General features: G+C 37.4%; 19 protein-coding genes and 1 tRNA gene. 8 read left to right on the top strand and 12 right to left on the bottom strand.

Going from position 1 to position 20844, the window contains the following annotated elements; translation table 11 throughout:
- The coding region (gene rlmN, locus BBH99_RS12915; RefSeq protein ID WP_123873170.1) for a 23S rRNA (adenine(2503)-C(2))-methyltransferase RlmN at nt 1–598 on the bottom strand (598 nt) is incomplete at its 3' end.
- A gap of 71 nt (nt 599–669) precedes the next feature.
- Nucleotides 670–1719 carry a tRNA preQ1(34) S-adenosylmethionine ribosyltransferase-isomerase QueA gene (gene queA / locus BBH99_RS12920; protein WP_066696297.1) on the bottom strand — a complete coding sequence of 350 codons (1050 nt, stop codon included), beginning with the start codon at nt 1717–1719 and terminating at the stop codon, nt 670–672.
- Between the two features lie 154 nt (nt 1720–1873).
- Between queA and BBH99_RS12925 the strand changes: the two genes are divergently transcribed.
- From BBH99_RS12925 to BBH99_RS12945, 5 genes are all read left to right on the top strand, one after another.
- On the top strand, nt 1874–2590 hold the full coding sequence (locus BBH99_RS12925) for a hypothetical protein (protein ID WP_123873172.1): 717 nt from the start codon (nt 1874–1876) through the stop codon (nt 2588–2590).
- A 35-nt stretch (nt 2591–2625) separates the two neighbouring features.
- On the top strand, nt 2626–3318 hold the full coding sequence (locus BBH99_RS12930; protein ID WP_066696301.1) for an AIM24 family protein: 693 nt from the start codon (nt 2626–2628) through the stop codon (nt 3316–3318).
- A gap of 288 nt (nt 3319–3606) precedes the next feature.
- Entirely contained in the window at nt 3607–5004 is a 1398-nt protein-coding gene (locus BBH99_RS12935; RefSeq protein ID WP_066696303.1) for a Gfo/Idh/MocA family protein, read from the top strand.
- Nucleotides 4994–5902, top strand: coding sequence for a sugar phosphate nucleotidyltransferase (locus tag BBH99_RS12940; protein ID WP_066696307.1), 909 nt, complete (start codon nt 4994–4996; stop codon nt 5900–5902). The genes BBH99_RS12935 and BBH99_RS12940 overlap by 11 nt, the downstream gene beginning before the upstream one ends.
- Nucleotides 5893–6927, top strand: coding sequence for a phosphotransferase enzyme family protein (locus BBH99_RS12945; protein WP_066696316.1), 1035 nt, complete (start codon nt 5893–5895; stop codon nt 6925–6927). The genes BBH99_RS12940 and BBH99_RS12945 overlap by 10 nt, the downstream gene beginning before the upstream one ends.
- Nucleotides 6928–7134: 207 nt before the next feature.
- On the opposite strand, the gene BBH99_RS12950 is transcribed toward BBH99_RS12945, so the two are convergent.
- Nucleotides 7135–7626, bottom strand: a complete 492-nt coding sequence (locus tag BBH99_RS12950; RefSeq protein WP_066696318.1) for a DNA-deoxyinosine glycosylase — start codon at nt 7624–7626, stop codon at nt 7135–7137.
- Between the two features lie 278 nt (nt 7627–7904).
- Nucleotides 7905–9899, bottom strand: coding sequence for a S9 family peptidase (locus BBH99_RS12955; protein WP_066696371.1), 1995 nt, complete (start codon nt 9897–9899; stop codon nt 7905–7907).
- 604 nt (nt 9900–10503) lie between these two features.
- Here BBH99_RS12955 and BBH99_RS22940 point away from each other — a divergent pair.
- Nucleotides 10504–12849: a TonB-dependent receptor gene (locus BBH99_RS22940; RefSeq protein ID WP_066696321.1), complete on the top strand. Its 2346-nt coding sequence runs from the start codon at nt 10504–10506 to the stop codon at nt 12847–12849.
- A 178-nt stretch (nt 12850–13027) separates the two neighbouring features.
- Here BBH99_RS22940 and BBH99_RS12970 read toward each other — a convergent pair whose 3' ends face one another.
- The 4 genes from BBH99_RS12970 to BBH99_RS12985 all read right to left on the bottom strand — a co-directional run bounded on the left by BBH99_RS12970 (nt 13028) and on the right by BBH99_RS12985 (nt 17048).
- Nucleotides 13028–13372, bottom strand: a complete 345-nt coding sequence (locus tag BBH99_RS12970) for a phage holin family protein (protein ID WP_066696323.1) — start codon at nt 13370–13372, stop codon at nt 13028–13030.
- A gap of 119 nt (nt 13373–13491) precedes the next feature.
- A complete protein-coding gene (locus tag BBH99_RS12975) occupies nt 13492–13914 on the bottom strand; it encodes a PaaI family thioesterase (RefSeq protein ID WP_066696326.1) in 423 nt (140 codons plus the stop codon).
- Nucleotides 13915–14071: 157 nt separating this feature from the next.
- On the bottom strand, nt 14072–15622 hold the full coding sequence (locus BBH99_RS12980) for a GMC family oxidoreductase (RefSeq protein WP_066696328.1): 1551 nt from the start codon (nt 15620–15622) through the stop codon (nt 14072–14074).
- Between the two features lie 19 nt (nt 15623–15641).
- Nucleotides 15642–17048 (bottom strand): aldehyde dehydrogenase family protein, encoded by a 1407-nt coding sequence (locus BBH99_RS12985; RefSeq protein WP_066696331.1) that lies wholly within the window; start codon nt 17046–17048, stop codon nt 15642–15644.
- Between the two features lie 99 nt (nt 17049–17147).
- On the opposite strand from BBH99_RS12985, the gene BBH99_RS12990 reads away from it, so the two are divergent.
- Both BBH99_RS12990 and BBH99_RS12995 read left to right on the top strand, forming a co-directional pair.
- On the top strand, nt 17148–18017 hold the full coding sequence (locus BBH99_RS12990) for a helix-turn-helix domain-containing protein (RefSeq protein ID WP_066696336.1): 870 nt from the start codon (nt 17148–17150) through the stop codon (nt 18015–18017).
- A 14-nt stretch (nt 18018–18031) separates the two neighbouring features.
- Nucleotides 18032–18103 (top strand) — tRNA-Ala (locus BBH99_RS12995).
- Nucleotides 18104–18144: 41 nt separating this feature from the next.
- Here BBH99_RS12995 and BBH99_RS13000 read toward each other — a convergent pair.
- From BBH99_RS13000 to BBH99_RS13015, 4 genes are all read right to left on the bottom strand, one after another.
- Nucleotides 18145–18489 carry a transposase gene (locus BBH99_RS13000; protein WP_066696339.1) on the bottom strand — a complete coding sequence of 115 codons (345 nt, stop codon included), beginning with the start codon at nt 18487–18489 and terminating at the stop codon, nt 18145–18147.
- Nucleotides 18490–18609: 120 nt separating this feature from the next.
- Nucleotides 18610–19053: a transposase gene (locus BBH99_RS13005; protein ID WP_317041496.1), complete on the bottom strand. Its 444-nt coding sequence runs from the start codon at nt 19051–19053 to the stop codon at nt 18610–18612.
- A 171-nt stretch (nt 19054–19224) separates the two neighbouring features.
- Nucleotides 19225–19998 (bottom strand): hypothetical protein, encoded by a 774-nt coding sequence (locus tag BBH99_RS13010; RefSeq protein WP_066696342.1) that lies wholly within the window; start codon nt 19996–19998, stop codon nt 19225–19227.
- An 11-nt stretch (nt 19999–20009) separates the two neighbouring features.
- The gene (locus BBH99_RS13015; RefSeq protein WP_066696344.1) at nt 20010–20834 is read right to left on the bottom strand and encodes a hypothetical protein; all 825 of its coding nucleotides are present in this window, start codon (nt 20832–20834) and stop codon (nt 20010–20012) included.
- Nucleotides 20835–20844: the final 10 nt, after the last annotated feature.

A 20844-nucleotide genomic window follows, 5' to 3' on the forward strand; every position in this document is an offset into this window, starting at 1 on the left:
TTTTTGGAATTCCTGATGTGGAAACAGTAATTCTTCTTGGCGACATTCCCAAACCTTCCGGCTGAGTGATCTTTCTGATGGCTTCTACTACATTTTTGTAGTTCATCATCGGCTCTCCCATTCCCATGAATACGATATTGGAAAGAGGTCTGTCAAAATACATTCTGCTTTGGCTGTCAATTAAAGCAACCTGATCTACAATTTCTGCCACTTCAAGGTTTCTCATCCTTTTCAGTTTTGCTGTAGCACAGAATTCGCAGTTCAATGAGCAGCCTACCTGTGAAGATACACAAGCTGTTGTTCTTGTTTCTGTTGGAATAAGAACAGATTCTACCAATAACCCATCATGAAGTTTCACTCCGTTTTTGATGGTTCCGTCGGTACTTTTTTGAAGAAGGTCTACAGAAACAGGATTAATGGTATATTCTTCGGAAATTCTTTCACGAAGAGTTTTCGAAAGATTCGTCATTTCATCAATCGAATGGAGGTTTTTGCTCCATAGCCAGTCATAGACCTGTTTCGCACGAAACGGCTTTTCTCCTAAAGACACAAAGTATTCTTTAAGCTGATCTAGTGATAATGTACGGATATCTTTCATTGTAAGGTTTTAGATTTCAGGCTGCAGGTTGCAGGTAACTCCTACCTGCAACCTATAACCTAATATCTTTTTTATAGGATTAACATTGCATCCCCGTAAGAATAGAATTTATACTTTTCTTTTACGGCTTCTTCATAAGCATGCATTACGAAATCTCTTCCGGCAAATGCAGCAATCATCATAATTAGAGTAGACTTCGGCGTGTGGAAGTTGGTAATCATTGAGTTAGCAACTCCGAAATCATGAGGTGGATAGATGAATTTATTTGTCCAACCGTTGAAAGCAGAGATTTTTTTGTTTGAAGAAACAGAAGTTTCCAACGCTCTCATTGTTGTAGTTCCTACAGCACAAACTCTTCTGTGAGCATCTACTGCTTTGTTGATGATAGCAGCATTTTTCTCATCAATGATGATCTCTTCAGATTCCATTTTGTGCTTAGAAAGATCTTCTACCTCAATTGGGTTGAAAGTTCCCAATCCTACGTGAAGGGTAACTTCGGCAAAATTGATCCCTTTGATCTCTAATCTCTTCATCAAATGCTTAGAGAAGTGAAGACCCGCTGTAGGTGCAGCTACCGCTCCTTCTACTTTAGCGTAGATAGTCTGGTATCTTTCTGCATCTTCCGGCTCTACTGCTCTTTTGATATATTTTGGAAGTGGAGTTTCTCCTAATTCCTTAAGTTTCGCTCTGAATTCTTCGTAAGAACCGTCGAATAAGAATCTTAGTGTTCTTCCTCTTGAAGTAGTGTTATCGATAACCTCAGCTACCAAAGACTCGTCTTCTGTGAAGAATAATTTGTTACCAATTCTGATTTTTCTTGCCGGATCTACTAAAACGTCCCATACTCTGGTTTCCTTATCAAGCTCTCTTAAAAGGAAAACTTCAATTTTAGCACCTGTTTTTTCTTTGTTACCATAAAGACGTGCAGGGAAAACTTTTGTATTGTTGAAGATGAACAAATCTTCTTCATCAAAATAATCCACTACATCTTTGAATAATTTGTGCTCGATAGTTTGTGTTTTTCTATCAAGTACCATTAATCTAGCTTCGTCTCTGTGCTCTGATGGGTGTTCTGCCAATAATTCCGCAGGAAGATCAAAATTAAAATCTGATGTTTTCATTTTTTAAATTACGGTTTAAAAATTATTGAAATTACAAGGTGTAATTTTCGGAGTGCAAATATACGACATAGAACACCCCTTTGTCAAGTATTATTTTCAATCAAATATAAAACCGTGATTTTACGGGAATTTTTAAAGCTTAAAAAGAGTATTTTTGAAGAAATTAAAATCCAACATGGAATCTGTAAGTAAAATATACTTTATTGATAATCCGTATCCTAACGGGCATAAAATTGAAGAGTTCAGCTGGAGCGGACGCATTGATGAATATGGTTTCATCTGGTTTGATTTTCATTTAAAAACTGAAAATTATTACGCCAATGATGATGAGAACAGCGAAGATGATGATGAAGAACTCTCTGATTGGGACTCCAAAATAGTGTGGGGAAACTACCATGCCTGTACGTTATCATCCAATTATTGGGGCGAACAAAGAGGAATCAGAATTAATAAGCTAGATGAAAAACTGGATTTCGATGCTGTTGTTAAAAAAGATCTTTTCAGCAATGACCTTCCTTCCGACCAACATTTTGATGATGACGATCTCGCCTTCAATATTTATCTGTTGGGACATGACAGTTGTGCAGGCCATCAAATCCGTTTTTCAAAAACAGAAAACCACCAATATGATATTATTTGGACTGGTAAAATAGCATTAACGTACTCTGGTGATGATGAGTTTTCACATGAGTTCAAAGCAGAGATTTTCAATGCTGAGTTTGAAGGTTTTCATTATCCTAAAACCTGGTCATTAGAAAAAGCCGCTGAAATGTTTAAAGCAAAACTTGCCAATTTTGAAGATTATGAATTTGTGGATCTCAATCCTAAAAGTAACAAAAGAGAATATAAACTCGACAAACTAAAACACTAGCAATATAAAAAACAACAAATTAAAAAATTATAATTATGAGCAAATATTCAATTGAAGCCTTTATCAATGAAACCAAAGAGAATCCGCAACAAAGGGATTATTTTGAATTGGAAACCAAACATCTTTTAGAAATCAACCTTAATAACCAAGCGGTATGGACTAAAAGAGGAAGTATGGTGAGCTATGTGGGTAATATCAATTTTGAAAGACAGGGAATGCTGGCAGGCGGTCTTGGAAACCTGCTGAAGAAAGCCATCAGCGGTGAAGGAAGTAAACTAATGAAAGCTGAAGGTACGGGAAAACTGTATGTTGCAGACTCTGGTAAAAAGGTTCGTATTCTTTACCTGAATAATGAATCGGTTTGTGTGAACGGGAATGACGTTCTGGCTCACGAGCAAAGTGTAAAAAGTGATATTACCATGCTGAAAAGTATTGCTGGGATGATGTCCGGCGGTCTTTTCCAGGTAAAACTTTCCGGAACCGGTCATATTGCGATTACAACACATGGAGATCCTTTAACCTTGCTTGTAACTCCTGACACTCCTGTTTTCACCGATCCTAATGCTACCGTGGCATGGTCTGGAAACCTAAGCCCTGAACTTAAAACAAACGTTTCTTTTAAAAGTCTTATCGGAAGGGGAAGCGGTGAAGAATTCCAGATGAAATTTTCAGGACACGGATGGGTATTGATCCAGCCTTATGAAGAGGTATATTATATGGAAAAATAGTGTTGAACTGTAGTACTATAGTATATGCTGCTTTGGGATTCCGAAGCGGCTTTTTTATTGAAGTATAAAGCTCATTAGATGTGGAGATAATAGATAATAGATAATAGGTAATAGATAATAGACTGAAAGATGTGCGGTAAGAGGTATTAAACTTTAAAAGTTAAACCTTGAACTGTTAAAACCTCGCATCCTGAAACTCTCTACTCTATCACTCTCAAACCCTACCATTCCCCAACTCCCATCCCATCGCAGTTTGCAAAACTTTTAATATATTTAGAAAAAAAATTAATGGACAATAGCACTTCCCGTAGGAATTTTATCAAAACAGCAGCTCTGGCAAGCTTTGGTGCATTGGTTTTACCCAATTCTCTATTTGCCTATTCAAATGATTTTAAAACAGATAAGAAAGTCCGTGTGGGCTTTATTGGTGTAGGACTTCGTGGCCAGGAACATGTAAAATTATTGGCTAAACGTAATGATGTAGAGATTGTGGCTTTTGCAGATCCGGATAAAAGAATGCTTGCTGCGTCTCAAAAAATATTAAAAGACAATAATAAATCAGCAGCTCAGGAATTTTCTAACGGCGAATATGATTACCGAAATCTTTTAAAATTAAAAACAGTAGATGCTGTAGTGATTGCTACTCCATGGGAATGGCATCTTCCACAGGGTGTAGAAGCCATGCGTGCTAAAAAGATTGTAGGAATGGAAGTTTCCGGAGCCATAAAGCTTCAGGATTGCTGGGAATTTGTGAAAGTATATGAAGAAACAAAGGTCCCTATTTTCATGATGGAAAATGTATGCTACCGAAGAGATGTTATGGCTATTCTAAACATGGTTCGTAAAGGGATGTTTGGAGAACTGGTTCATGGAAGAGGCGGTTATCAGCATGATTTAAGAGGAGTACTTTTCAATGATGGGGTTACCCCTTATAATTCCGGTGCTGAATTTGGTGAAAAAGGTTTCAGTGAGGCTAAGTGGAGAACAGAACATTATGTAAAACGTAATGGAGAGCTTTATCCTACTCACGGGTTAGGGCCAATTGCCATGATGATGGATATCAACCGTGGAAACCGTTTAACAAGACTCTCCTCCTTCTCCTCCAAGTCTGTAGGATTACATAAATACATTACAGAGCATTCAAAAGGTGGAGAGAACCATCCGAATGCTAAAGTGAAATTCAATCAGGGAGATATTGTAACCACTCAAATTGCCTGTGAAAACGGAGAAACCATCCTTTTAACTCATGATACCAGCTTACAGAGGCCTTATGACCTTGGGTTCCGCGTACAGGGAACAGAAGGATTATGGCAGGACTTCGGCTGGGGAGAATTCAACCAGGGACATATTTATTTTGAAAAAACAATGAATCACACGCACCGTTGGGACAATACAGAAAAGTGGATGAAAGAACATGACCACCCGATGTGGAAGAAGTTTGAAAGTACCGCTGCCGGAGCAGGACATGGCGGAATGGACTTTTTTGTAATGAATACCTTTATTGAATGTATCAAACGCAATATAGAATTCCCTATGGATGTTTATGATCTGGCCTTATGGTATTCAATTACTCCATTGAGTGAAGAGTCTATTGCCAAAAGAGGCCAGGTAGTTGATATTCCTGATTTCACCAATGGTAAATGGAAAACCCGCAAACCTGTATTTGGAATGACTGATGAATTCTAAGAAAACATTACTTATCCTTGCTGGTGGATTAGGCAGCCGATATAAAGGTCTTAAACAGATAGATGGAATACTCGATAATGGTTCACCTATTTTGGAGTATTCTATCTATGATGCTTTAGAGGCCGGCTTTTCCAAAGTGGTTATTATTGTCAATAAGCTGATTCCTCAGAGTTATATTGAAAGACTGAATTTGATCTCTGAACAAAAGGGTTTTGAATTGCACTGGGTATATCAGGAAATGAACAGTATTCCTCTGCAGGGTTTTGATTATCCTGAACGTGAAAAACCTTGGGGAACAGCACATGCTGTTTTATGTGCCAAATATGTGATACAGGAACCTTTCATTATGATCAATGCAGATGATTTTTATGGTAAAGAAGCTTACCTGCTAGCTGCGGATGAAATTAATCATCATCATATTTCCGACTCTCAGCTGGGTATGATTGCTTATCCCGTGAGTACAACATTAAGTGGTCACGGAACCGTAGCGAGAGGAATATGTACATTAGACGCTAATAATGATCTGATCCGTGTTGAAGAGCAAACATCCATTCAAAAACTAAACGGCTCCATTGTTTATACGGAAAACGGAGAGCATATAAAACTGGACCCCGATACATTGGTATCTATGAATTTTTTCATTTTCCATCCTCATATTTTCTGTGCTCTGGAAGCTTATTTTTATGATTTTATAGAATCTGGTCCAGCACCCAAACAGGAATTTTATATTCCCAGCGCCGTTCAGAGAACGATAGATGAAAAGAAAGTAAAAGTAACGGTAAAGGCATCCCCTTCCCAATGGATGGGCGTAACGTATGCTGATGACAAAAAGAATATTAAAGATTTTCTGATCTCAGAGATTCAGAACAACAGATATCCGGCAGATTTATGGAAATAATAAAAGACATTGTCGCTCAGTTTATCAGTACTGAAAATTATAGCCTTTCGCCTATCACAGATGGACTGATTAATACCACTTACCTTTTGGAAGATAAGGACCAGCAGAAAAAATTTATCCTGCAAAAGATCAATCATCATGTCTTCAAACAGCCGGAGGTTATTGTCAACAATCATTTAATGATTAATGAACTTCTCAGGTCAAATGATTATCAATTCCAAATTATAGAACCTATCCCTTCACTTAGCAATACGTTTCTGGTAAAAGATGCCAATGATGAACCTTGGCGTATGCTAAGCTTCGTAGAAAACAGCATTACCTTTCTTACTGTTCCATCTTTACAGACAGCTTTTAAGGCAGCTAAAACCTTCAGTTATTTCCTTAGCATCGTAAATACTGAAGAGCCACCAGCTATTGAAGACACGCTTCCTGATTTCCTCAATTTTGAAAAAAGAATTGCGGATTATAAAAAGGCACTGGAAAATGCCGCTCTCCATCTAAAAGAAAATGCAAAAACTGAAATAGAAATCACCAACCAGCTTATTTCCTTACTTGACCAATGGATAGAAATGGAGAAAAATAATCAGATTCCCAAAAGAATCATCCATGCCGATGTAAAAATCAGCAACATTCTCTTCGATCAAAATCATCAACCGTTAGCTGTAATTGATCTGGATACCATGATGATTTCTACTATTTTATATGACTTCGGAACGATGATTCAATCCTACACCAATACTACCAATGAAGATGACGGAAGTGCTGAAAACAATTTCAATCGTGAAATGTATGAGGTTGTAAAAGAAGGATTTCTTTTCTATTTAAAGGAAAAACTAACCCCGGAAGAGTCTGCTCAGCTTGATTATGCTGCCCAAGTCGCCATTTATATTCAAGAGGTTCGTTTTTTAACCGATTACCTGAATGGAAGTATTTATTATTCAACGAAATATCCTGAACATAATCTGGACAGAACGAAGAATCAGCTGGAACTTTTGAAAGGATTGAGAACCTATTTAGGCTGTTAATTTTATATCCTAAATACAATATTTAGATTCCTACGGAATGACAAAGTGTGCGGATAGTCTAAGTGCAATGTTTGTCATTCCGTAGGAATCTATACTTTTATTGATCAGATGTCATTATGGAAAACATTTTAGCTTCAGCCCAACTCTAATACTCTAATACTCTAATACTCTAATACTCTAATACTCTAATAATACTCTCAAACTCTCTCACCCTAAAAACTCTAAAACCCTCTTCCATTCTTCAAATTTTCTTTCAAAAGAAATGGTATGAAGCGGACTTGTAGACGGCATGAGAAAAATAGGAAGCTTATAGTTTTTTCCTAAAAGCTTTTGCAGATTTTTATAAGATTTTCCTCCGTTGCAAAAGATGGCTTTCACATTAGGATGTTCTTCCAGCAGTTCAGCAATCTGGTTGGCTTCTTCATTTTTAATCTCGGAATCCAGACTTCCTTTTCTTTCGCAGGAATCGATGACATCCCAAAGGGCAATATGATGCTTTTTTAAGGCTTCAATTCTTTTGGAATAATCTTCTGTAAATTCTTCATTCAGCAGTTCAAGAATGATTTTCCAGAATTTGTTTTGCGGATGGGCATAATATTGCTGCATTTCCAATGATTTTACTCCGGGAATAGAACCTAGAATTAAAATCTCAGACTGGTCATCAATGAGTGGTGGAAATGATGAAATACGGTTTTGCATATTCAAATATATTGATTTTATTTCTCGAAGATTATTCAGATTACGCAGATTTTAAAATATGTTCCTGTTTAAGTTTTGGCTGAAGTCAATGGAATTGTTTATTATAAGTAAAGCGGGCTTCTATTGATATTATTAACCACAGATCACAAAGATTTTCACAGATGATTGTGGATATTTATTTATGGATAAACATCATCTGAAAATCATCTAAAGTGCAGAATCTTTACAATATAAAAAAGCGGACTTGTAGTCCGCTTTTATTGATGTATTATTCTATCTTATAATGTTTCTTTCAACCATTCGAAGAATTCTCTCTGCCATACCAATCCGTTTTGCGGATGAAGTACCCAGTGGTTTTCGTTCGGGAAATAAACCAGTTTAGATTTCAATCCTCTTAATTTTGCCGCCTGGAAAGCTTCCTGTCCCTGCTCATAAGGCACACGGAAATCAATTCCACCTTGAATAATCATGATGGGCTTATTCCATTTTTCTACAAAGTTGCTTGGGTTGAACTCTGTGTATGCTTTTGGCTGTGGTTTTTCCCATGGAGAACCAATATCCCAGTTTGCAAACCAAAGTTCTTCAGTCGTCAGATACCATGATTTCATATCGAATAATCCGTCATGGGCAATAAATGTTTTGAATCTGTTTTCGTGGATTCCTGCTAACATGAATACGCTGTATCCTCCATAACTTGCTCCCACTGCGGCTACTCTGTCTCCGTCTACATACGGTAATGTTTTCGCATAATCTGTTGCCGCAAGATAATCTCTCATGGGCTGTCCGCCCCAGTCTCTTGAAATCTCTTCATTCCATTTTGTTCCCCAGCCCGGCATACCTCTTCTGTTTGGCGCCACTACGATGTAGTCATTTGCTGTCATTAGGGCAAAGTTCCATCTTGTGCTGAAATATTGAGTCAGTGCAGACTGTGGTCCACCCTGGCAGTATACCAATGTAGGATATTTTTTATTCGGATCAAAGTTCGGTGGATAGTGGAACCATACGCCCATTTCTTTACCATCCGAAGTTTTCACCATTTTAAGTTCAGATTTTCCTTGTGTCAGCTTAGCATAAGTATCTTTGTTCGCTTCAGTAACCTGCTTCATTTCTCCGTTTTTAAGGTTTACAGAGAATAGTTCTGTAGCATGGTTTACATCTGTTCTTCCTACTAAAACTGAAGTTTTGTTATCTGTGAAAATTTCATTCACATCAAAATCTCCTTTGGTGATCTGCTGCACTTTTGCAGATTTTGAATCCAGAGAGAACAGTTGTTTTGTTCCTCTGTAAGCCGCTGTGAAATAGATTGTTTTTGAATCTGCACCCCAAAGCACATCTCCTGAAACACTATCATCCCATCCTGCAGTAAGGTTTGTAGTCTTTCCTGATTTCCAATCCATGATTTTTACATCATTCTTATCTGCTTCGTAACCATCTCTGGCCATACTCTGCCAGATCAGAGACTTTCCATCCGGGCTGAATTTCGGATTGATATCATATCCTTTGTTTGATTCTGTAAGGTTCTTCGTAGTTCCTGTAGCTAAATCATAAGCAAAGATATCCGTATTCGTACTGGTTGCATATTCTTTACCGCTTTTCGCTTTAGTAACATATAAAAGCTGTGCAGAATCCGGACTCCATACAAAGTCTTCAGCACCACCGAAAGGTCTTTGAGGAGAATCCCAGGTTTTTCCTTCCAACAGATCTTTAGCAGCCTCTACTTTATCTGAAGTATTTACTACAAATACGTGGTTATATTTTCCTTCATTGAAGTAATCCCAGTGTCTGTGGTTAAGGTCTGTGTACACCTGAGCCGTAGTTTTAGGGGTATCGCTGTATTTGTCTTTCCCCATTAACTTTTCTACCAACACCTGCTTACTGAAAGCAATTCTTTTTCCATCCGGAGAAATAACGATATTGTCAGCGTCGCCAATGGTATAGAATTCTGTCCAGGTTTTTCCGGCATCTTTTGAAAGATAGATTTTATCTCCTTCCTGAGCGTAGATCCCGTTTTTATCCCACTGAATCAATGCTTTTTTACCGAAATCGATTTTGGAAGCCTGGTGATTAAGAACATTCAGAAAGTAGTTCTCGTTTTTTGTTTTTTCTGTTTTCAGATCTACCTGTCCTACTTTGTAAATAAGGGATGCCTGATCCGGTGAAACTGCCTGTACTCCCACTTTTTTCAAAGTCCAAAGAATTTCAGGCGTCATTACTTGTTGTGCATTCATTAAAAGCGGAGCTGCCAGAGCCAGCAGACTGTACTTAAGTTTCATATGTTCATTCATTTTTAGCGGATCGGTAAAACCATATTGATTTTATCCAATCCTTTCATTAAATTCAAAGATTGCCAAAGTTAGTATTTAAAATAAAAATTAACGAAAGAATTAACATTAAAATTAGCATTTATGGGGAAAATATTAAAAAAAACTGAGGACTGAAGAACAAAATAAAAGAGTGAACCATCAAATTTTTATAATTATTCAAACGTTGAAGCTAAAAAAAGAGGTTGTCTCAAAATGACAGTCTTTTGCAGGTTGTCAATTTCATCCCGAGCATTTCTGCCTATATACCCTTTGGTAATAAAATAAAGTACCTTCCAGATATTTTGCAATTTCAACCTGCTTTCTAGTTTCATCCATATTGGATTCCTTATCTTCAGGAACAGTGAAATTTTTAAAAAACATAGTTACTGGAAAAAACGATAACTCATAAGACCTGATATTATTATTGAATGGAGAGTAAGATAAAACAGTAAATATGAAAATTGAAAAAAAACACATCAATATATTATTTGGAATAAATAAAAATAAAATATCTTTGCACACCCAATTTTAAGTATATATAGTTAATAATCTGTTATCCTAGCAATACCGGCAAATGAAAGTTAAACAATACAAAACAGCTAAAATTACAGCTGCACTTTTATATTTTTCTTATTCTTTATCTCCAAAAGCCTATGCAGCAATGCCTTTTATTTCAGAAAATTCTTTGCAGGTGTATTCATTACAGGCGCAACAAAAAGGTAATGTGAGTGGTCGTATCGTCAATGCAGAGGGCAAACCCATAGCAAATGTACACGTTAAGTTAATCGGAATTGGAAATACTCGGTCTGATAAAGAAGGGTATTTTAAATTTGAAGGAATAACATATGGAAAATACGAACTGGTAATTAGCCTGGAGGGATATGAAAATATGGCCCAATCTATTGAAATTAATGAAGATAATTATCAATTGCCCGAACCGGTTGTTATGCAGCCTGCAAGACATCATTTGGATGAAGTTGTTGTAACTGCAAGCAGATTGGCAGAACATATTGATGAGGTTCCTTCCTCCATAACCTATATTGGGGGTAAGACACTAGACCAGCAGCGGCAGATCAACGATAACCTGCCATCTATCCTGATGCAAAAAGTGCCTAGTATATCCCCTAGTGAAGAAAGCCAAAATAACTTTATTGCCAAGATCCGCGGACGCAATTTTTTGGTACTGATTGATGGTATCCCACAATCCACGCCTTTACGTAATGGTGGACGTGACCTACGGACCATTGATGCTACTGCCATAGATCATATCGAGGTGATCAACGGGGCAACGGCCATGTATGGTAACGGAGCCGCTGGCGGTGTAATAAACTACATTACTAAAAAACCTAAAAAAGGCAGAAAACTTAATTCATCTACTTATCTCAATAATTCACTGAGTCTGGTCAGACCAAACGAAACCTACGGATATAATATTGCTCAAGTTTTTTCCGGACAGATTGGAAAATGGGATTATGTCCTTCAAGGCAAAATGGGCCATACAGGTGTTGTGCGAAGTTCCGATGGTACAGTAGTAAGTCCTTTTTACGGATTAGGTGAGACCAATTCTTATAATACACTGGCTAAAATCGGTTATCAGATCGCTCCTAACCATCATGTAGAAGTGATGGGAAACTATTATCGAAGCTTACAGGACAGCAAATATGTAGGTACGACGGGTAAGTTTGGCGAATCACCGGCAGTTGGTATTCCTGCTGATGCGCTCATTAATGGCGGTACACCCTATAACAAGGCCTTACATTTAAAATATGATGGTCAATATGGAAAAACCGAGGCAAACCTGAGCCTGTATTACGAAGATATGAATACAGTGTTTGAAACCTATAATCAAAACTATTCTGATCATAAGGGAGCCAGGCTCAATTTCAATACTCCATTTCAACTTGGTACCCATTCCAAAATTTCTCTTATTTACGGTATTGATCTACTAAAAGATCATACGGTACAGAAGACGCTGAAAGACGAACTGGTAACACCGGATATGAATATGAATAATCTCGCCTTTTATGTACAGAGTAAAGTAAATATTGGCCCCGACTGGATCCTAAAGGGAGGAATACGTTATGAAAATATCCGTTTCAAAGTTGGGGATCTGATTAAAAATGGTAAACTGACTGCTGGTGAAAATAACCATTCTGATGCTTTTGTATTCAATCTGGCAACACGGTATAATAAATACAGCTATCTACAGCCTTTTGCATCCTTTTCACAAGGATACTCAATTGGGGATGTTGGGCTTATTTTACGTAATGGCGTGCCATTAAGCAAAATTGATCCCAGGCCAGTTATTGTTAACAACTTAGAATTCGGAATAAATGGTAAGATGGGGGTATGGGATTATCAGCTCATAGGGTACTATAGTACTTCTAAGAAGGGTACTACTTTCGCTGAAACTTCTGTACCTGGTACTTATGAGCTGAGCCAGGTACCGCAACGTATTTATGGAGTGGAGTTTGTCGCCAATGTAAAGCCTGTTCAATGGTTGACACTTGGCACAGTACTGGGGTATATGGACGGTCGTCAGGATTTGAAAAATGAGGGAAATTTCAAAGACAAGCTTGATAATTCTATTATTTCTCCTTTCAAGATTAATTTAAATGCTGATTTTAAGTTATCTGAAAAATGGAATGTATACCTACAATACCTGCATTTAGGAGGAAGAGATGTATTTCCTGCAGAAGCATACAACTATGGGAAATACCCAATTTCAGGTTATAATCTTGTTGATTTACAAACTAAATACAAATATCAGCAATTTACTTTTTTATTTTCCATTAATAATCTACTCAATGCTGATTATTATCCTATTCATGCCGAAGTAAGGGGTGCAACCAATGAAGGCCGTTATTATATCAAAGGATCTGGAACAATGGCAAGCATAGGGATACAATTCGATCTTTAAAGTTACTACTAAATAACTTTGAACATTACAAATTCTGAATTGATTCAATTGAATAATAGGTAATAAAAGAAGATACCTAGAATACATCTTCTTTTATTATACACTATATCCATTTATACGAACAAAAAAGGCTATCTCACTTTTGAGACAGCCTTTTTTTTATTTTATTTTACATCTGTTAATCTCCATCTGAGAACATTGAATTCGCCAGAGAAGTTACGATTGATAGTAATATACTGAAGACAAAAGCCCACCAGAAGCCGTCTACCACCATGCTGTCTATAAAATAGTCTGCAATCAGGATAATTCCGGCATTAATAACCAATGCAAAGAATCCTAAGGTAAGAATGGTAAGCGGAAGCCCGAACAGGCTTAAAATAGGCTTTACAAATATGTTTAATACTCCAAGTACAATGGCAAAGATAATCGCGGATGAAAACCCTTCAAAATGTACACCTGGTAAAACTTTAGTTAAAAGGTATGCCACAATTGCGGTGACAAACAAACGGATAATTAAGTTCATTTCGTTATTTTTTATAGTTATGGGGTGTATGGAGCAAAAGCCATTCCATTTTAGGATAGAAAATCACTTTAAACCCTTTATTTAGGGAATATTTTACATAACACGATCCTAAAAATGAGTTATTTTATCTTCATCATAGTTACTAATGAAGTTGCTACATGACTTTCTGAACCCGATGCTTCATTCTGCACATAGATTTCTGTTCTGATCACACTGATCTTTGAGCCTCCTTTAATAACATAAGATTTTGAAACCAGAGCGTCTCCCATCGCCGGGCGCAGATAATTCACCTTTAATTCAACGGTTACCACATAACAGTCTTCCGGATAATGACTCACTGCAGCATATCCTGAAGAGACATCCACCAAAGAAGCAATCATTGCTCCATTGAACATCCCTGCTTTTCTGGTCATCATTTCCATTTTGGGAATTTTAATGGAGACGAAATCGGTTTCTACTTCCAGCAGTTCTGCTTTATAGAATTTCAGGGTTTCTGAACGGTTGAAGCTGTCTGTAATGAGTTTCTTTTTCTCTGGGGTCATGAATTTTTATTTTAAACAAAGGTAAGAGATAGTTATATTCAGCCATAAATACACAATTAATTTTTATAAGATATATTTATAGGTCTGTTGTCAAAAGGAAAACAGCCACCTCAAAATTAATGATAATGAAGTGGCTGTTTCTAGGTTTAAACCTTATTTAAACTAACGATAACTTTTCTTCTGTTTCTGACTGTTTCATCTGATAATCTTCTTTAATCATATCTGCTGCCTTTTCTCCAATCATGATGGTAGGAGCATTGGTATTGCCGGAAACAACATCCGGCATAATGGAAGCATCTGCTACACGAAGACCTTTTATCCCATACACTTTTAACCTTGGATCAACTACAGAAAGACTGTCTATTCCCATTTTACAGGTTCCGGTCATGTGATGGTAAGTGGAACATGATTTTTTGATGTAATCCATCACTTCTTCTTTTGTTTTTCCTTCCCCTGGGTAAATTTCACCATCATTCCATTCTTTCATTGCTTCTGTTCGCCCCATTTCACGACAAATCTCAACACATTTGTACATTGCTTCCAAATCAGATTCTTCGGATAAATACCTTGGATTGATTTCTAATGACGAAGCTGGATCTGAAGAGATTAATTTGATATAGCCTTTGCTCGCAGGTCTGATAAACCCGGCGCAAAATGTGAATGCATTTTCAGGACCGGTAAATCCTGGGCTGTAATAAGGAAGCCCCATAAACAAAGGCTGCAGATCCGGAAAAACCATTTCTTCTTTACTTTTCCAGAACAGCTGTGCCTCCAGTAAATTAGCTTCAGGAGCAGGAATTTCTTTTTTTGCTTTGAAGATAACACTTGTCAAAAGATGATCCTGAAGGTTTTTCCCAACTCCTTTCAGATCTTTTATTACTGTAATACCTACAGCCTCAAGCTCTTCTTTATCCCCGATTCCTGAAATCATCAGAAGTTTTGCGGATTCTATAGTTCCACAAGATACGATCACCTCTTTGCCTGCCTTTGCTTCTATTAATTCTCCGTTTTTCATATACTGAACACCTACACACTTATCCCCTTCAAAAATCAGTTTCTGAGCCAGAGCATCAGTTTGAACCTGCAAATTGGAACGAGATATAACAGGATCTAAAAAAGCCTTTGCAGTTGAACATCTTTTGCCGTCTTTTCCAACACTGAGATGATTCAGACCTGCTCCCCAGATTTCTTTATTAAAATCATCTGTCAAAGGATATCCTAATTCTTTACAGGCCTCAATAGCACTTGTTGAAATAGCATTAGGACGTTTGATACGGCTTACAAAAAGAGGGCCTTCTCCACCATGAACAGCATCTTCTCCATCTTCATGAGTTTCAGATTTTTTAAAGTAAGGCAATACACTTTCCCAGTCCCAGCCCACACATCCATTGTAAGCCCAATGGTCATAGTCCTGTTGATGCCCTCTGATATAGATCATTCCATTAATAGAACTTGAACCGCCTAATGTTTTCCCACGAGGCCAGTATCGCGTATTTCCACCTGCATTTTCCTGAGCAACGGTATGATAAGCCCAATCTCTTTCAGTATTCCATATTGCCGGCCAGCCGGCCTGGTCCTGTACTTCATTCACTTTATCATCTGGTCCCGCTTCCAACAGAAGAACATTTATATTTTCGTTTTCGCTTAATCTGTTGGCGATAACGGCTCCTGCTGAACCGGATCCCACCACTATAAAATCGTATTTCATGAGCTTTAATTTAAGATGTTTATTTCTTGGTGCTGATAACTTTAGGAGTTGTTACGGCTTTTAATCCTTCGATTCCGAATTCTACTCCATAACCGGATTGTTTGGCTCCTCCAAACGGTACAAAAGGATGAATGGCTCCATGCTGATTAATCCAGACTGTTCCTGCTTCCAATTGTGCTGCCACTTTTTGGGCTTCATCAGGGTGATCACTCCAAACCGAAGCTCCTAAACCATTCTCTGAATTATTCGCTTTGTTAATTGCTTCTTCTACTGTTTTATATTTGATAATTGGTAAAACAGGTCCGAACTGTTCTTCATCAACAATTCTATCTCCGTTATCAACGTTTCCTACTAGGGTTACAGGAATAAAATACCCTTCCAGATCAGGTTTTTGCCCTTTGAATAAAAAGTCTGCTCCTGTACTTTCAGCATCACGAATCAGATCCTGAATCTTATCGTACTGCATTTTATTTTGTATTGGTCCCAGAACAACAGCTTCATCAGCACCATTCCCCATTGGAATATTGGAAGAATATCCTGCCAATGCTTCCACTACTTTTTCATAATCATCTTCGTGTACATATAATCTTTTAAGACAGGCACAGGTTTGTCCCATATTCAGAAAGGCGCCCCAGAAAATATTTTCTATATGTTTGGCTATCTCCAACCCTGGTAAAATAATTCCGGCATCATTTCCTCCACATTCCAGTGTAAGACGTGCCATATTGTTTGCAGAGGCCTCAATCACTTTTTTACCTGTTGCAATAGACCCTGTGAACATAATTTTTCCTATCTCCGGATGTGATGTCAGGTAACCACCCACTTCTCCCTTACCGGTAACCACTTGTAAAATATCTTCAGGAAGTACGCTATTGATTACTTTTATCATTTCAAGACTGCAGTAAGTAGTATATTCTGAAGGTTTGATCACTACAGCATTTCCCATTCTCAAGGATGGAATAATCTGCCAGATCGCAATCATTAACGGCCAGTTCCATGGAGCAATAGCTGCCACAACTCCAATTGGATTTCTGTACAGAATGTCTTTTCTGGTTTCATCTTCGAAAACAACTTCTTCAGGCAGATCCAGTGATGCAGGAACCTGCGTCCAGCCTACACAAGCCTGCATTTCAAAATTAGCACCAGGTCCATTGAGAGGCTTCCCCTGCTCTCTGGTAATCCATTCTGCCAGATGTTTTGAATGAGTCTGCAGGGCTTCTGCTACCTGTAATAAAATTTCTTTTCTTTCGGCATCCGGTCTTGCTGCCCATCGTTTTTGGGCTTTTTTTGCTTTTTCAATGATGACGTCTATTTCTTCATGGGAAGTATTTTCAACTTTACCAATAACCTCCAAAGTAGAGGGATTCAGAGATAAAAAATCAGTATTTGAATTGGAAGTTTTTGTTTCTAACGATGTTCTTTCCATTATTTTAAATATTTTGTATTTTACATAATTCGAAAATGATGAAAACATGATGTAATTTATTTACCTATTCTCTATTTTTTTTAACCTAAACTCTATCGTATGGAAAAAATCGAAGAAAGAACCGTTTTCAGCATTCCATTTGGCGAATTGAATGTGTTTGAAACGAATGTCGTATGCCATGATTTTCCTTTCTTTTTTGAAAAGCCTGTCATCACGCTAATGCTGAGTGGCAATAAAATCATCCGCAGTGAGGAGGAAACTTTTGAATTCAACGAGAGAAGTGTATTCATCCCGCCCTGTAATAAAGAGTTGAGTATCGATATTCATCCAGTTTTCCTGGAACCTACCAAATGTCTGGTATTGAATATTGAACAGGAATATATCGACAGCGTTTTTCATGAAGTTATAGAAAACTGGCACCCGGACTGGGACAAAACAGGTTTTATGATGAAAGAAAATGCGGTAAAAAAATTTGTAAGCTCTGATGAATCTTTGTGGAGAAGCCTTACCCACCTTTATAACAGAAGGGTAGATGAAAGTATTTACGGGACTTCAGATTTTCTTCTAAGTTTAAGCCTTAAAGAACTGATTTATGAGCTGATGAAAACCAATGCAAAACATATCCTGTTCTACTCTGATAAAACAGAGAATACCCCAACCGAACTTCAGGAAGTAATTTATTTTATCAAACAAAACTACAGAGAGCCTATTACCATCAAAAAACTTTCTTCACTTGCCGGAATGAGTGAAGCTAATCTGTTTAAAAAGTTTAAACATTCTTACCACTGTACTCCTGTAGAATATATTATTCAATTGAGAATTGAACATGCTAAACAGCTATTGATCAACAATCCGGAAATCGGAATTAAAAATATATGCTTTGAATCCGGATTTAATACGCTGGAATATTTCTACAGAAAATTTACACAGATTACAGGAAAATCTCCAAAGAAGTTCACTATAATTTAATATCTTAGTATTCTGAATAGTGCTTTTTAAGATAGCGCGTTTGACTGGCAGTCAAAAGGCCACGGGTTCGAATCCCGTATTCTCCACTTTAAAATTCCTATTCATCCCACTAAAGCTTTAAACAGCCTTAAAAAAAAAATTCATTTTCCTCATCCACAAACATCCTCTTCCATTTTGTCACCGTATTTCTGCTTAATTTAAAATGATTGGCCAATTGCTTATTGGTATACTCATATTTTTTTTGATATTCTAAAATTTCTAAAATATCGGATTTGGAATAAGAGCGAAGCTTCTGATTCAGTTCTTCTGTCTCCTTACTGATGCCAAAAATTTTTTGGTTCAGTTCAATAATATTTAAAACGGTTAATTTCTTTTTGTTCAGTAATGCTTCACATTCTTTTTTCTTTTCAGGAAATTTATTTTCAATAATATCAGTGTAAATAAGTTTATAATTAGGCTGTGATCCTTTCATAATGTTTTTCAGTTGAATAAATAGACATTTACTTTTACAGCATTATTTAATATATCGGGCATATTTCGTCAAGGCTGCCCTGATTTTTCAAACAGATTTGCAAAAGTCTGTCAAGTTTTATTAATTGCCAGAGTTTCCGTATTTACTTATCCATTTATAGAGTGTGGTTTTGGGGATGCAATAGCGTTCTATGACTTTATTTTTAGTCATTTTCCCCGTTGCTATCTGCTCCAGGCAGAAATCAATAACCTCCTTTGAATAGATACTTTTCCGGAACTGTGGCAAAGCAGATTTATGCGGGTCGTGTTTCTCTTGTTTTTTATGACGGGCTGCTGGTGGTGCAAACAGTATCAGATGCTGTGAATAGAGTCTGAAAAAATCGTATTCAAGCAATTTGCTCCATTTCAGCAATATATCAGTTGGAAGATTTTCTGATGAGAGCATTTTTTTTATTTCATCTTCCGTACAGTTCATGAAATTGCAGATACGGGACATATCTGTCCCGCTTTCTGCAACTTGTTGACCGATTAAATTTCCAATATGGATATTTTTAAAGTTCAACATAAGTATTTATATAGAATTTGTATTTTTTATGGATATTTTTTCCAACCAGGAAAAAGCAGCAACTAAGGGTGTTCATCCATAATTTAGATTAGTATTGCAGTATTTTTAATATTGTATACAAAAACAGGCTGATCAATTTTATAGTCTGTAATCTGGTACTATGTATGTCCGCTAATTCATAGGTTCAAACACTTTGATGGAAGCAGATGTGGCTGACATTTTATTATTAAGATTGGCTGGAGCAATAGGCTCACCAACAGAAATGGTGGTCCCAACCGGGATACTTCTCTCAATAGCTGCCAGTTTGAAGGTATGAGTTCCTATAGAGAGACCAGGGATGGAAGCATTGATGTTCAAGGTTTTATAAGACCCTGTTCCGCCAATAACAATTCCCGCCCGTACAAACTTCAGCTTACCATCAATAAAAATCCCCAGTCCGAAACTTCCTCTTATTCCTCCGGATACCTGTGCCAGTGTCTGTACGATGATATTGGTTGAGCTCCCTCCTTTTGTAATGGTAAATGTCTGGGCAACTCCGGTAATTTCTTTCCAGGTGGTAGGTGTCGTCATGTCCTGATCTTCATTATAAGGAACAGATAAGGTTGCTCCCTGGCCTGCTCCGTTAAACTGTACTCCGGTTTCTGCAGACATCAGATAAGTGGCCGTTAAAATTAAACCACTTCCATATCCTGCCGGCAGATCAAAATTCTTCCATTCAGGGTTATTATTTCCGTTGGCTGTAATGAGGTCTCCCAGTTTTCCGGGATTTCCGGCATTCTGGTCTGTTCCGCCAAGGTTAATTTCATTTTTCACATTAATCGTTCCGTTAACATCCAGCGTAGTATTAGGCTTCGTAGTGGCAATTCCGACATTTCCGGTTTGTGCTCCTGCAAAAAACGGAACTGATATCAGCAAGATGCTTACAATATTTATACAATTTTTCATAGGATTATGGCTTAAGGGATATAAACAGGCGTTGTATTAGTAGGATTCGGTTTTTCGTAAGATTCTATCATGAAGGAGGACTGCATCATAAAGTCATTTAGGTTGGTATACACAGATTTCCCAATACCGATATCCCCTGTGAAATTATTGTTGTTGGATCTTCTGGTACATGCTACTTTCACTGTATGCTGCCCCACAGACAAGTTCTGTGCTGCTGCAATAAGATTGAAAGTATAAAAATCACGAACCAACCCGGCTACTTCTGAATCCAGCGTGTATACCCTTACTCCCTTTAGTTTATCATCAACAAAAATGCCTATAGCAATATCAGCCCCCTGGTACTGAGCTGTTGAATTGATCATAAATATTGTTTCAAATGAAAATGCCAGTATACTTTCCGGATTATTAATAGTAACAGTTTGGGTAAGATCATTGATAACTCCTCCTGAAGCCGTTACAGTTCCTAGAAAACTTGTTAAACTTTGATTTTCTGTATAGATATTGGAGCCTGACGTAGCATTTCCGATGGCCAGCCCATTCTGGGTCTTTACTCCTATATTGTAAAAGGAAAAGTATAAAAAAGGATCAAAAGGTGGTACCCTCAACATTTTCCATACCGGTGGCAGCCCTTGTCCCTGTGAAACCAGTACAGTCCCTTTCTGACCCAAAATTCCCTGAGCACCATCGCTCCCGCCCAGATATATTTTTTTTCTTATTCCAAGATTCCCCTGCACGTCCAAAGTGGCAAGAGGAGTTTTAGTATTAATTCCTACCTGCCCGTTGCCAAAAAAAACTGCAAATATGAAAAATAAACTTATAATTCTTGTGATATACATTTTTTAATGG

This window comes from Chryseobacterium contaminans, from assembly GCF_001684955.1.
Classification (GTDB): Bacteria; Bacteroidota; Bacteroidia; order Flavobacteriales; family Weeksellaceae; genus Chryseobacterium; species Chryseobacterium contaminans.